At 63.0% G+C, this 13,552-nt stretch carries 10 protein-coding genes; 4 read left to right on the top strand and 6 right to left on the bottom strand.

The annotated features are described in order from the left end of the window. Positions 1-44: 44 nt before the first annotated feature. The gene (locus OES25_14785; GenBank protein ID MDH3628910.1) at positions 45-1,565 is read right to left on the bottom strand and encodes an alpha/beta hydrolase; all 1,521 of its coding nucleotides are present in this window, start codon (positions 1,563-1,565) and stop codon (positions 45-47) included. Between the two features lie 131 nt (positions 1,566-1,696). Between OES25_14785 and OES25_14780 the strand changes: the two genes are divergently transcribed. Continuing rightward, positions 1,697-2,302 (top strand): hypothetical protein, encoded by a 606-nt coding sequence (locus OES25_14780; GenBank protein MDH3628909.1) that lies wholly within the window; start codon positions 1,697-1,699, stop codon positions 2,300-2,302. A gap of 3 nt (positions 2,303-2,305) precedes the next feature. Here the strand turns inward: OES25_14780 and OES25_14775 are convergent, their stop codons facing one another. Both OES25_14775 and OES25_14770 read right to left on the bottom strand, forming a co-directional pair. Continuing rightward, positions 2,306-3,598 carry a S41 family peptidase gene (locus tag OES25_14775; GenBank protein MDH3628908.1) on the bottom strand — a complete coding sequence of 431 codons (1,293 nt, stop codon included), beginning with the start codon at positions 3,596-3,598 and terminating at the stop codon, positions 2,306-2,308. A 94-nt stretch (positions 3,599-3,692) separates the two neighbouring features. Next, positions 3,693-5,399, bottom strand: a complete 1,707-nt coding sequence (locus tag OES25_14770; GenBank protein ID MDH3628907.1) for a DEAD/DEAH box helicase — start codon at positions 5,397-5,399, stop codon at positions 3,693-3,695. A gap of 202 nt (positions 5,400-5,601) precedes the next feature. On the opposite strand from OES25_14770, the gene OES25_14765 reads away from it, so the two are divergent. Continuing rightward, on the top strand, positions 5,602-8,478 hold the full coding sequence (locus tag OES25_14765) for a histidine kinase (GenBank protein ID MDH3628906.1): 2,877 nt from the start codon (positions 5,602-5,604) through the stop codon (positions 8,476-8,478). Further along, a complete protein-coding gene (locus tag OES25_14760) occupies positions 8,475-9,155 on the top strand; it encodes a response regulator transcription factor (protein MDH3628905.1) in 681 nt (226 codons plus the stop codon). The genes OES25_14765 and OES25_14760 overlap by 4 nt, the downstream gene beginning before the upstream one ends. Before the next feature lie 15 nt (positions 9,156-9,170). Here OES25_14760 and OES25_14755 read toward each other — a convergent pair whose 3' ends face one another. Next, positions 9,171-9,878 (bottom strand): hypothetical protein, encoded by a 708-nt coding sequence (locus tag OES25_14755; GenBank protein MDH3628904.1) that lies wholly within the window; start codon positions 9,876-9,878, stop codon positions 9,171-9,173. 164 nt (positions 9,879-10,042) lie between these two features. Between OES25_14755 and OES25_14750 the strand changes: the two genes are divergently transcribed. Continuing rightward, a complete protein-coding gene (locus OES25_14750) occupies positions 10,043-10,585 on the top strand; it encodes a sigma-70 family RNA polymerase sigma factor (GenBank protein ID MDH3628903.1) in 543 nt (180 codons plus the stop codon). A gap of 2 nt (positions 10,586-10,587) precedes the next feature. On the opposite strand, the gene OES25_14745 is transcribed toward OES25_14750, so the two are convergent. After that, positions 10,588-12,681, bottom strand: coding sequence for a hypothetical protein (locus OES25_14745; GenBank protein ID MDH3628902.1), 2,094 nt, complete (start codon positions 12,679-12,681; stop codon positions 10,588-10,590). A gap of 3 nt (positions 12,682-12,684) precedes the next feature. Then, the gene (locus OES25_14740) at positions 12,685-13,512 is read right to left on the bottom strand and encodes a hypothetical protein (protein ID MDH3628901.1); all 828 of its coding nucleotides are present in this window, start codon (positions 13,510-13,512) and stop codon (positions 12,685-12,687) included. Between the last annotated feature and the right edge of the window lie 40 nt (positions 13,513-13,552).

Below are 13,552 nucleotides of genomic sequence, written 5' to 3'. Positions count from 1 at the left end.
TGCCTTCATCATAACCCAGTCGTCGTGGTTGCCGGATCTTCGGGTCACAGCGGCGGAAAATCGATCCGGTCCGTCTCTACCTTGCCGGTAAGAAGATAGGCCACCATCGCCTCGGCGATCTTCGGCGTGCCGATCAGCAAGTCGTCGCTATGCCCGGCTCCAACAAGCGTCAGATGCGTGGCGTTGGCGAACCCGGCCAGCGCCTCTTCGGCGTTGGCAGGCGGCGTGCGTGAGTCCAGGGTCCCGCTGACGGCCAGCACCGGCACCCGCGACTGAAGCGGTGCGCGAAACGCGTCGCCCAGATCGACGACCGCCCAGTAGGGGCAGATCGTTGTCAGGTCCATGTTGATCGCCTCCCCGATGAGCGAGCCCGGCTCCTCGCTCGCGATCAGCTCGAACCGCTCCGGTGACGCTCCGGAAGCGCAATCCATCGACAGTTCCAGCAACGACGGGCTGCCGCCCTGGCGCAGTCGCAGCGTGAACTTCGCCAGCTCCGCGTAGTCCCCCCTCGCGATGCGCCGTACGCGACGCGCGGCACGCATGAAGTCGTCTCGTTCTCCAAGCCCGTAGAGCACGGCGGTCTTCAGGTCGAGTGAACCGAGGGCAACCTCGACGTCGCTTCCCGTTGCGGAATCCCTGATCGTCACCCGGGGTTTTTCTCGTGAGAGGCGTTCGATTCCCTCCTCCACGTCGGTGACGAAGCCGACCCAACCGGTCTGCTCTTCGAGGGCGCGGCCGATCTCCCGTACGACGCCATCGACGATCGCCGGCCGCTTGTACGTATGATCCGGCCCCTCGACACCGGCGAGGACCGCACGACCCACGCGATGCGGATAGGCCCGGATGTAGGCAAGCGCCAGATGGGTGCCGTAACTGATCCCGACCAGGTTCAGCTGCTTCGCTCCAATCGCGACACGAAGATCTTCCAGATCCGCAGCGCTCTCAACCGTTGTAAAAGAGTCCGGATGAATCGTTCCCGACCACTCATCCCAACAGTCGCGCAGCACAGGCCGGTGCGCCCGGATCAACTCGTCGGCACCGACCTCGCGATCGAGGGGGTAGCTCCAGGCCCCGGAGCAACGCGGCGCAGGATCGACGGTCTGCACCCCGCGCTGATCGAGGGCGATGACATCGCCGGCCTCGCGCAGCTTCATGAAAAACGGAAAACGGTCACCACTTGCCGTGTACACACCGGATCCGCCGGGGCCGCCGGCCAGATAGACGATCGGAGTCGCAGCCGACCTATCCCCCCTCGCGGCGAACCGCACCCATCGAATCGCGACCGAGGCGTCGTGTGGATGATCTCGACGGGCGGGCACGCGCAATTGACCCAGCTCCGCATCGACCTGTGGCGGGTAGAACCAGAAGTCCGTCTGGGCGAAGAGGATCGGCGTGAGGCTGAGCCGACCGTCCACGACCTCCGGGCCGACCTCCTCGATCATCGGTACTTTTTCGCCGAGCCAGGCCAGGCCCCGCAGGGTGAGGATGCCGCACACCGCGACGAGCAGGAGCCACAGGACGCCACGCAACAGGCGTCGCAGTCCCGATCGCTTCTGAAGTCCCAAATTTCGGCCCTCTCCCGTCACCCAATACCTATACGGGCAAGGGCTGAATTGATTAACACCGACGGCCTTGATCCGTGGATTGGAATGAATAGGTTCTGACTCCAGGAGTCCATTCCACCGGAGGGTTATCCATGCGAGTCCTGGCGTTCTTGCTCGTATCACTGATCGTTATTTGTGGTTGCAACGTCAGCCACCACGAAGCGGCGGCAACGCCACCCGAGCAAGCTGCAGAACGCGACGCACCGGTTGTGGTCGCCCAGCTTCCATCGGGAGTCTCGACCATGGGCTCAGCCACGGGCGTCGGCAGGACCGTGGAGTTCGGTTGGGGTATTGCGGTCTGGGATGACGAGGACCGAGGAAAGCTGATCGTCGGGTTGCTGGAATCAAAACCAAGCGACGAGGACATCGCCAGTATTGTCGAGAAGAAGAGCCTGTTCATGAGCCTGTTCCGACTGGCCGAACCCATGCTCGAGTTCACGATTCACTTCGATTCGTCCGACGGCACGCCGGATATCTCGAAGCCCACCTCCCGTTCAGCCCTGTTCGTCAACTTTGATGACAGAGGACCGATGACGCTCAGTCGCACGGTGAACACGGCCGGTCGCGAGGTTCATCTGGACGGATCACTGAATGCCGGGATCATTCACGGGCGTCTCGTCGGCACGGACACATTTGAGATAGGCGACGACCGACGCGAGTATGAGTGGGACGTCAATATCGAGTTACCGGTTCGGTAAGAGTCACTCCTCGTCTGCCAACCTGACGAACGCGTCGAGATCACCCTTCGGCGCACCGAGCAGTTCTAACGCTTTGGCAAACCGCGCACGTCGGACGCGATCCGATGCGCCGTCGAACCCGTGTTCGCGAACGGCCTCGATCGTCAACGGCAGCGTGTGGTCGAGTTCGATTCCAGTTCCCTGAAACGGCATGACCCCCGGCTCGACCATCGGCCAACCGCTGAAATGGACCACCGAGCCATCGGGGCCGGTCGATGTCAACACGGCCGCCTCGGCACCCACCGTCGTGCCGCCGATCACCGTGGCCCGGCCGGCGTCGCGCAAGATGCGGGGGGCCCACTCGCCACCGCTGGCGCTGTGCTCATCCACGATCGCGACGATCTTGCCGCCATAGCGTGGCTTTCGTGGCGTGATCACCCGACTCTGGCCATTGGAGTTGCCCCATTGATAACTCTGGCTTCGCTCCAGGAGGTTCCCAAGGAACGGGTCGGATGCCGCGACCTGGCCGCCTCCGTTCCCCTGAAAGTCGAGGATCAATCCCTTGGTGTCGTGCAACTCCGCCAATGCCGCGCGCAGCATCGTGGTCATCTTTCCGTCGGGCCCCAGCGTCCCGAGGCTGGGATCAAAGGTCTTCACACCCATGTAGCCGATCGAGCCGACTCGGCCCGTGACCAACCAGGTCTCGCCGAAGTGTTTCTTCGGTGGAGGGAGGTTGGACGTATCGGGGCGACGCAGCGGGTGATCGGTCTCGCTGCCGTCGGGCCAGCGCAGGCTGACCTCGAACGTCGAACCGAGGGGTCCCCCGGCGAGGATTTCCGCCGTGCCGCCTATCGGCTCACCCTGGACCCGGACAATCTCGGGGTAGGCGTAGGGATCGTCGATGAACGACTCTGGAATTTCGGGCCAGTCCATCACATAAAAACGTCGCTCGATCATCTCTGTCTCGAGATCCGGGATGGACCAACGCCCCTTGATCGTATCCATGGAGGGTATGAACGAGACATGGGGGTCCGTCAGCACCGACAGCATGCGCGCCAACTCCCAGGCGAACTCGTCGGCGTTTTCGGCGGCTAGAGCACGGGGCCGGTGCTCGGCCCGCTCCTGATCCCAGTCGACGTCGTACAGCTCGAAATACGGATAGTCGTCGCGCAGGCGCTCCCAGTGATGGTCAAACGTCTTGGCGTAGAGCTCGGAGGTAGTTAGTCGGCAGCGATTGGATGGCGCCAGCGTGAGAGCGACGGCCACGGCGGCTGTGATGACGAGGGAGCTGCGGAAGAGGGTTTTAGAATGCCTCACGGTGTTCTCCTTGATTCATGGAGGTTACCGGACGCGATACATCGACGCCTGACGGCGTCGTGACGGTTCGCTGACGAAGCGGTGACAAAGGATTCTACCCCTTCGGCCTGGCCTTTCCTCGGGGTTTTGGCTTCCCCGCGAACTTCCTGCCCTTCACGAAGGGTCGCGGTTTGCCACCGCCACGGGGCCCAGTGTCCAGCTGGATCAACAGCGGCTGCTGCAGGATGCGAACCTTCCTTAGATGTTGCACGACCTTCGCCGGCAGGCCGCGGGGGAGATCGACGATGCTGTAGCGGTCGAACATCTTGATTCTGCCGATGGCGCTGCCCTGGAGGCCGGCCTCGTTGGTGATCGCGCCGACGATGTGTCCCGCCGTGGCACCATGGGCTCGGCCGACCTGGATCTTGTAGCTCTCCAGATCTTCCTGCCGCGGTCGTTCACTCCGCGTACGCGTATTCCTCGCGGGACGGGTCGTGTCCGGCGGCGGCTGCAACGGCCGTTTCTGCTGAACAAGAAACGTGAGAGCCGCGGCGACGTCGTCGGACGTACAGCTACTCTCGTCGGCGAACTCCTTGACCACGGTTCTGAAGAAGTCCAGGTCCTCGTCACCCGTGAGGATCGCGGTGAGTTGCTGCTTGAAAGCCTCGATCCGGCGTTTGGCCAGCTGCTTGCTGCCGGGGACGTCGAGCCACTCGATCGGCGACCGTGTGGCCCGCTCGATCGCGTGCAGGAGTCGACTCTCCCGCGCCGTCACGAAGGTGATGGCCGTTCCATCCCGCCCCGCACGCCCGGTGCGTCCGATTCGATGGATATAGGCCTCGATGTCGTGAGGGATATCGAAGTTGACGACATGGCTGATGCGAGGGACATCGAGCCCACGGGCGGCCACGTCGGTCGCGATCAGGATATCCAGCTTGCCGGTCTTGAAGCCGTTGACGGTGCGCTCGCGGGCGGGCTGGCTCATGTCGCCGTTGAGGGCGGCACAGGCGAATCCTCGCGCCTCTATCCGTTCGGCCAGATCCACGGTGGCGGTTCGGGTTCGCACGAAGACCAGCATGCCGTCGAAGTCGACCGTTTCGAGGAGTCGAGTCAGAGCATCCAGTTTGTCGTGGCCGCGGACCATGCAGGCCCGTTGTTCCGTGTGTTCCACGGTGACGGTTTCGGCCGCGACACGGACCTCCCTTGGGTTGGTCAGGTAGGTCTGCGCCACTTTCTGAATCGGGCGTGGCATCGTCGCTGAAAACAATGCGGTCTGACGCTCGTCCGGGACGTGTTGCAGGATCCACTCGACATCATCGAGGAATCCCATGCGCAACATCTCGTCGGCCTCGTCCAGGACCAGGGTCTTCAACCCGTCCAGCTTGAGGCTTCCACGACTTAGGTGATCCATGACCCGGCCGGGTGTTCCCACCACTGCATGGACGCCGCGACTTAATTGCCGTAACTGACCGCCGTACTCCTGACCGCCATAGATCGGCAGGATCCTGAAGCCCTTCAACTGGCTGGCGTAGCGCTGAAACGCCTCGGAGACCTGGATCGCAAGCTCGCGGGTCGGGGTGAGCACCAGGATCTGCGGGGTCGCCTTCTTCAGATCGACGCGTGTCAAAAGCGGTAAGGCAAACGCGGCGGTCTTCCCCGTACCGGTCTGTGCCACCCCCAGGAGATCCCGCCCTTCGAGGAGATACGGGATGCTCTGGGCCTGAATCGGAGACGGCTGTTCGTAGCCGATCTTCTCCAGTGCGGCCAGCACGGGCGGAGCCAGACCGAGAGCGGCAAACTTGGATGTCGATTTGTCGTTCATGGGGAGGGGGCATCTTACTGATGCGTGTCATGAATGGCCACCGATGCTGGTTGCCGGACATCTCGCTTCATTCCACAGCAACAAACGCAGACCATCCCGCCACGTATGATGCAGTACCGAAACGTGACGTGAAACCCGTTTTCGCGAGACTCCCATCATCGGGGGATCCTTTTTCTTCGCCGTTCCCCGTATGCTTCCCCCCATGAGGGGTTTCCACGTCGCGATCGTCGTATGTGCCGTCGCCGCCTTCTGTGGGGTGATCTCCCCTGCGCTTGCCCAGGAGCGCTACCGACGCGACTGGTCCGACCATCCAGGCATGCCGAGGCAGATCTGGGACCTGACGCACGACGAACGCGGCTTTCTGTGGCTGGCCAGCGAGGAGGGCGTGCACCGCTTCGACGGTCGGGAAGTCGTGCCATGGGGCCGGGACGTGGTGCGCACGGTCATCCACAGCATCAATCGTGACCCGGACGGCCGGCTCGTCGCGGTCGCCGCAGGTGGATCGGCCTACGAAGTCAACGCCGACGGCCTCGAGACGGTCCTCGGACCGGACGGAGCGCCCTTCACGGACCTGCAGGATGCCGACTACGCCGCCGACGGCAGCCTGTGGCTCTGCACCGACGACGGCTTGTATCGAAGAACTACGGACGGCTGGACGACGATCGACGAGTCCGCACTCAGAGGTCAAATGGCGATCCGCGTGCGTGGCGCACCGGATGGCGGGGCGTTCGTCGGTACGCGGGAGGGAAGCTTCGTTCGTGTGTATCCGGACCACACGGCCGAGACGTGGGCCTCCGGGTTGCAGGGCCGGGTGATGCGCATCGCCGTCAAGGACGCGCACACGCAGGCGTTCAGTCTGCGCTTCGGTCCGAACCATGGCGTCTACCTGGTGGAGGGCGGACAGGTGCGCCCCGTCTATCAAGCAGCGGAAGTCGGTAGACGCTGGACCGGACTTGTTTTCCGCGAGGACACGCTCTGGGCCGTTGCGACCGGTGAGGTCCTCCGGATCACGGACGACTGGAATCAAGTCGAGGTCCTCGGCCCGGATCAGGGTTTTGAAACCGGCGGCTCGGCCGTCGTGGACCACGAGAAGAGCCTCTGGTTAACGAGTTTTCGGGGCACGTACCAGTTCACCGAGCCAGACGTCGTGCTATGGACGGAACAGTTCGGGACGCGCCGGGTTCACCGCGTCGGGTCGGAGATCCTCGTCGGCCGCTGGCGAGGCCCCCAGTTGCGTCGCCAGAGCGGCCAGTGGGATGACCTGACCCCGGACGGTTACCACATCTTCGACTGGGGAGGCGTTTCGCCCTGGGGGACGTTCTGGTTCGTCGCCGTCCAGTATCCCGACACGCCACGTCGCCGTACGGCGCTGCTCGAGTACCGCGATGGCCAATGGACACACCACCTAACACGGGACTTCGGCGTGTACACCGGCGCCTACGCGACCGACGAGTCCGGAGCGTTGTGGATCGCTTACTTCAACACGCTCTGGTGTGTGCCCCGTGATGGGGAAGCACCGCAAGCCGTCGCGACGCTCGCGATGGAGACCGCGATCATCAAGGGGCTCAGCGTTCGCGATGGCCGGGTCTCGATGGCGTTTCGCTATGGCCCGTTCTGCGAAGGCACGCTGAACGCCAACCGCAGCGCACTCGATGGTGAGTGGAACTGCCAGACGATCGACGGCGCGGGTGAACTCAATGACTTCAAGATCATCGACGGCGTTCCGTGGCTCGGCACACGCGATCGAGGGCTGGTCCGGCGCAGCGGCGATGTCTGGGAGGATGTCGTAGGCCAGTCGGAGCTGGGAACGCCCACCATCCAGGGATTCTCGGTCTCCCCTCGCGGCGGCATCTGGGTGGTGACGATCCTGGACAGGGTCCGGATCACACTCGACGGCGATCAGGCGCGTGTTGTCGAGCGGCTGGGCCCGTGGATCGGCGTCCCGAACTGGATGACATTTAACGCACTCGACGAACCGGACGGCACGTTGTGGGTGTCGGGCATGACGTCGGCGATCGAAATCCCGCCTCACGCACGTCAACGGCCCGTCACGCCGCCGTCGGTGTTCGCCACCGGGTTCCGTGCCGATGGTCGGGATTTGTCGCCCGGTGCGACGCAGGTCTTACCGGCCACAACACGCCGGATCGAGTTGAGTTGGGCCGCGCCGGCCTATCGCGACCCCGCGTCGGTGCGTTACGAGGTTCGAGCCGATTCGAGCGGCACGTGGAATCCCTCACGCGGGCGTTCGTATCGATTCGTGGATCTCGGTCCCGGAGACTATCGCATCGAGGTGCGTGCGTCGCTGGACGGCGAGACCTGGTCCGCGCGTCCCGCGGACTTTCGTTTCGAGATACGTAGTCCGATCTGGCAACGGCCCGTGTTCTGGGTCGCGATAATGGGGGTCGCGGCGATCGCGGCGCTGCTCGTGCAGTGGCAACGCACCCGACAGCAGGTCCGGCTCGAACGCCAGCGCACGGACATCGCGATGAACCTCCACGACGAGTTAGGCGCGGGCCTCGGGAGCATCGGCTTGCTGACCGACCTTGCCGGCGGTGACGCGATGGACTCAGGAGAGAGGCGTGAAGTCACCGCCCGAGTCGGCGAGATCTCGCGCGGCCTGTCCCGCTCGCTGTCGGACATCGTCTGGACGCTGCGCCCCTCGTCCGTCGACCTTCCCGGGTTTGCCCTGTTCCTTCGCCAGCGCGCCTCGGACCTGCTCAGCGCCGGCGACACCGCGGTCGAGTTCAGTTTCCCCGATCCGGTCCCGGTGATCCGCTTGCAACTGGAAGTGCGGCGTCAGATCCACGCCATCGCGTCCGAAGCGTTACACAACGCGGCGAAGCACTCGCAGGCCACGAAGGTTCGCGTCGCTCTCGAGCCCGATGCCGACGCCTGGATTCTTCGCATCGTCGATGACGGCGTCGGTTTTGAGGACGAATCCGCAAGCGCAGGGCTAGGACTTGAGAGCATGCGAAAACGTGCCCGGACGATCGGGGCTCGGCTTTCGATGCGGACCGGCAAGGGCGTCGGCTGCCGACTTGAGCTGCACTTCAGGCCCCGTGCGGAGGACCCACGATGAGCACCCAATCTCCCATTCGAGTCGTCGCTGTCGAGGACGATCCCGGTTTCCGCCGAACACTGGAGACCCTCATGGGGCACGCTCCCGGCTTCGAATTATGCGGTAGCTACGGCTCCGCCGAGGCCGCGCTGGCCGAGGCCACTCGCAGAGCAACCGACGAACGGATCGAGGGTTGGGACCTCGTCTTGATGGATATCAGCCTGGGTGGAATGAGCGGGATCCGCGCAACCGAGCAGCTTCGCGAACTGGACCGCGAGCTGCCCATCGTCGTGTTGACGGTTTTCGAGGAGCCCAGCGTGATCGTCGAGGCAATTGCGGCCGGTGCTAATGGCTACCTGCTCAAGAAGACTCACGCGCGTGAGTTGCTGTTCCAGCTGCGAAGCGTGGTGGACGGGGGCGCACCCCTGACGCCCGCCGTGGCCAGTACGGTTCTCGGGTTGCTGCGAACCGGCAGTACGGCCGCCGTCGGTTCACCGCCGACGCGGCTCAACTTGACCGAGCGCGAACAGCAGGTGCTGCGCTGCCTGGTCGATGGGCGCAAGTACAAGGAAGCCGCCGAACAGCTCGGCATTGGTATCGAGACCGTGCGCAGCCACGTACGCGCAGTCTACGGCAAGCTGCAGGTCCATTCGGTGGCCGCCGCGGTACGCGAGGCGATCCGACGAGGCCTGGTCTGACACCTGCCCATGACCCTACCGCGAACTAAAGTCCTGCTCCTTCCCGGCCATGATCGATCGGATCCGATCGCCGGTCATCGGCTCGTCGGTAATATCCGGAAACGCCACGATCTGGCCACGGCCACGGGTTTGTTTGCCGCGACCCTCGGCCGGTCGCGTGACGATGCGTACAACTTCCAGGCGAGTAAACGGCCCTGCCGCCGCGACGAGTAAGACCGCGACATAGCCTTCCTGATGGACGACGTCTTCGGGTTTCAGGACCATGCGTCGCCGGACACCGGGTGTCGGAATGGCGCTGTCGGTGTTGAGAGGGACCAGCTCCGAGACCAGTGCGATGGTTTCGCTCAGTTTGGGCGCCGCGCTGCGAAACACGATCTTGGAGCCCAGGTAGGTAGCGATCTTTCCTGCGATCTTCTTGCCCCGTCCGCGACGCGGCTTACAGATGAACCCGTCGCGCATCTCCGCGCGGGCCGAGACGAAACGCTCGCCCGGGTTCAATCGAATAACCACGAGGTAGGCGTCCACTCCTAGCTTGCCGAATGGCGTTCTTGTCATCTCTGTCTTTGCGCGAGGACCCAGAACCACGGTCGGTGCCACTTCGTAGCGATAGATCTCCACTTCGTGGCTTCTGCCCGCGTCTCGATCCGCTCGGGCCGGCGTGGTGAGACACAACGCAACCGCGACAAGCAAACACGCGTTCGAGATCCGTTCGTCAGGTTGCATCCGGTCACCTCCCTCGCTCAGCGATCTCCTGCATCTGGTTTCTTAACTGGGAAGGCAACCGGCATTTATAACGCCCAAATTCGATTGTCGCTGGGTATGCCCCGCACGGTTGCGTTCGTAGGGTCGAAGTACCGTGGATTGCGGTCGTACACTCGGAGTGAGGCGTGAACGTGGGTACTATCGCAAATACGGATCAACTGTTCGAGACGGCCTACGACGAGTTGTGTCGCATCGCTCGAAGGCTCTGCGGCTCGACGAGTACGCTGGACCCGGCGTCTCTGGTCCACGACTCTTATCTTCGATACCGTCGACGTCGGTTCGACAGCGGGCGCGAAGACGAACGACTCCGTGCATTCATCTTCGTAATGGCGCTGGCGATGCGAAGCGTCGCCAGGGATCGACGTCGCCGCGAGACCGCGCTCAAGCGTGGTGGTGGGACGTTACCGGTCGCGGTCGAGAACATGGACGCTTGCCGGGACGAGTCGACGGCGACGCGAACCCAGGAGACAGACCATGCACTCCACGACGTGTTGCACCAACTGGCCGAGATCCACCCGAAGTGGCTTGCCGCCGTCGCGCACCACGACCTGGCCGGAAGATCAATCCGCGAGACCGCACGGCGGATGGGAATCGGCGAACCCACGGTCCGAACCTATCGCCGGTCGGCACTGAACTGGCTGCGCGATGCGCTGATCGCCGACCGCTAGTCTCAGAACCTGAGACCCGCCGTCAGAGCGAAGATGTCACCGTCGTAATCCATCCGGTCATTGACGTCGTTGTAGTCGAACATCCGAAGGCGCCCGCCGACGTACACACCGTTATCGAACGTGTGCGTCAGGCCCACCTCGAAATCGGAATAGTCCTGCATGATGTCGATGTTGTTGGAGAACGTCACACCGGCGATCCGGTTATGTCCACTTGCATCGTTCATACTCGTCCTGAAGAACAGCTTCCACTGATCCGACCAGTTGATGTTCACCTGAGCTGCCAACTCGGTGCTCTGGCTGTCGTAGATCGAATCGCCGTTCTCGGCGCTATTGAAGAACACCTCGGTATCGAAGCGGATGCGGAACGCGCTGTCCACGTCGTTCTGGGACCAGCTGAACCAGTAATCCAACGCCGATGAAGGTCGATGCCAGACGCGCCCGGAATAGGTCGTGCCTTCGGCTCTTCCGGTCCAACAACCACTCTCGATGTCCGCGCCGGGGGTCGTGCAGTCATCCGCCTGACGGAAATCGATGCCAAGATTCGTGTTCTCGTACCCGCTGTACCGAACGTCGATACGCAGGTCAGGCTGCGGAGTAAAACGAGCGCGAACCCGGACGCGATTGGTCTCCATCGGCGCAACGGCCGTGAACGCCTGGGTGATGTCCCCCTCTTCATAATTGGCGTCGAGCCGGAACCAATCGCTAGGCTGCAGCGTCGCTCCCAGAATCACCGTCCCGTCGGAGTCCGACTCGAACGGGGTATTGCGGGCGTCGTTGGTACCGAATTCGAATCCCTCTCGTTCCAGCTCGCGATTAATCGTTCGGTAGCCGAACCGGAAGCGGTAACGATCCGAGGGGCGGTAATCGAATAGTGCGGTCAACGTATCCAGCGAGTAGTCGACGCTCGTGATACTCCCGGCCACCGTGTCCTGCACGGTGCCCTCGAGATCGTCGGCGACCCCATTGCCATCCAGGTCACGCACGTGGGTCGACTGCACGTCGCGCTCCAGGGTTCGGCCCTGGAGATGCAGATCGAGACCGTCCTTGAGTTGCACGGAAAAGTCGACATCCAGCACGAGGAAGTCCGCCTCGATGTCCGCCTGATTGGTGCCGTCGGTGACGCTGTAGGCGTCGGGGATACAGATGTTGCCTGGGATCCCCGTGTCACACGGCATGACCCCGCTGCAGACGGTTCCGCTGATCGAGCAAACGCCCACCGAGGCGCTGCCCTCTGCGTTGAACGTCGCGTCGCTCGTCAGCGTCTCGTCGCCCAGGAAGGTCCCGAAGACACTGGCGCTGACGTGTGCCCGCTGGCCCAGAGGAGCGCTCACCGTCAGGGTCGACAGATCCGTCTCGCCACGATCGTCCTGCAGCCGGTTGTACATGTCGAGACGGGCAAAATTGCCGGAGGTCAAGCCGGAGTTGTCCGCGGTGCTGGTGTCGAATCGGTAGTCGTACTGACGCAGCATCTGCCGGAAATGAAGATCGACACGACCGATCTCGAAGCGGCCACCGACCGAGACACGATCCACCGATTGATCCAGCGGCGAGTCGAAGGTGTACAACTCCGTGTTGATTTCCTCGACCACCTGCGAGCTGCCGTCCCGTTCAATTCGTTGATAGTCCACGTACAACTCGATCGCGTCCGTCGCGTGGAACTTGAACTTCGTATCGATGGTCTGTCGTCGAGAGTCCCAGGAATTGCGATCCAGGTCGCCGACCAGATCGGAGAGATCGTAGATCGTGTCCTGACTTCGATAGGTCAGGCGCAGGTCGTAGAGGTTACTTCGACCGAACCGGACCATCGTCCGTTCGTAGGGATCGCCGCCGAGCCCGTCGGCTTCGACGCGCAGATAGTCGGCAAACTTCGTGTCGAGATTGAGCCAATCCAGATCCAGATGGGACAGTCGAACGCCCGAGTCGAGCCCGTCGAAATCCTCGTTGTAACGATCGACGCTGCCATCCTGACTGACGTCACGGACCGTGATCTCGACGTTTCCTTCAAGGTCCCGATCCTTCTCCGCTGCGAGGGTCGGCGCGAAGGCCAGACAGACGGCCAACAGAGAGACTCCGATTGCATGTGCGGTGTGTGCCATGCCCTAGTCCTCCAGGAAGAACTGATTGGTGTTTGAACCGTGGATTGCCGAATGGCAGGCAGAGCACTTCTGGGTGACGAACCGATCGGCACTATGCCAACCTGGAGTCACGTTGGCGTTGTGACACTCGTAACACAGATTTGCCTGGGAGGATTGACTCAACAGATGGCGATTGGTCGAGGCGTGAACCTCGTGACACGAGGCGCAACCGTCGGGGAGTAGGGTGCCGTGATCGTAGACGAAGGGGCCGACCTTCTCTGAGTGGCACGACTCGCAGGTCTGAACGGCTGCCGGCATCCCGCCGCGAGAGATGAGAGAGCCATGAGGCGAGTGACAGGTCAAACATGCGTCCCCTGCCCGCTCGAGGGGGTGGCTCCGTGGGCGGTCGAACTGCGAGGCCATCGCAGCATGGCAACTGGAACACAACTCGACGGGCTCCGCGACCAGCAGGTGCTCGACCGCCTGGTGGACTTCATGGCAGTCGAGACAGCCAACCTCGTTTAGCTGATGAGCCGACTGGCTGCCGCTGAAATGCCGCTCCATCCGCTGATGGCAAGTGACACATTGATCCGATGCTTCCTCTCTGGACAGCAGCCACGGTTGGATGATCGACTCGACTTCGCCGGTCTCCATGTGTTCGTCACCGGGGCCGTGGCAAGACTGACAGCCCGTCGCCGGATCCCAGCCCGGCCCCCTGGCGTGTTCGGTCCCCTGAAAGGCCTTCACCGTGTCTTCGTGACAGAAGGCGCAGTCGGACTCTCCGTCCTGGGCGAACGCCACCGCGGAGCCGACCAGAAGCAACCCACCGAGCAGGAATACGACGATTCGCATGGCATCCGTCCCCCGTGTCGGAGTGGCACCACGCAGATCG

This window comes from Acidobacteriota bacterium (assembly GCA_029861955.1).
In the GTDB taxonomy this organism is placed as follows: Bacteria; Acidobacteriota; Polarisedimenticolia; order Polarisedimenticolales; family Polarisedimenticolaceae; genus JAOTYK01.
The sequence above is the reverse complement of the archived record's forward strand: the minus strand, read 5'-3'. Positions and strand labels throughout refer to the sequence as shown.

Bases quoted from the DNA above. Each gene is read 5' to 3' on its own strand.
- OES25_14745 (MDH3628902.1), bottom strand. From the start codon at position 12,681: ATGGCACACACCGCACATGCAATCGGAGTCTCTCTGTTGGCCGTCTGT.
- OES25_14760 (MDH3628905.1), top strand. From the start codon at position 8,475: ATGAGCACCCAATCTCCCATTCGAGTCGTCGCTGTCGAGGACGATCCC.
- OES25_14770 (MDH3628907.1), bottom strand. From the start codon at position 5,399: ATGAACGACAAATCGACATCCAAGTTTGCCGCTCTCGGTCTGGCTCCG.
- OES25_14780 (MDH3628909.1), top strand. From the start codon at position 1,697: ATGCGAGTCCTGGCGTTCTTGCTCGTATCACTGATCGTTATTTGTGGT.
- OES25_14765 (MDH3628906.1), top strand. From the start codon at position 5,602: ATGAGGGGTTTCCACGTCGCGATCGTCGTATGTGCCGTCGCCGCCTTC.
- OES25_14740 (MDH3628901.1), bottom strand. From the start codon at position 13,512: ATGCGAATCGTCGTATTCCTGCTCGGTGGGTTGCTTCTGGTCGGCTCC.
- OES25_14755 (MDH3628904.1), bottom strand. From the start codon at position 9,878: ATGCAACCTGACGAACGGATCTCGAACGCGTGTTTGCTTGTCGCGGTT.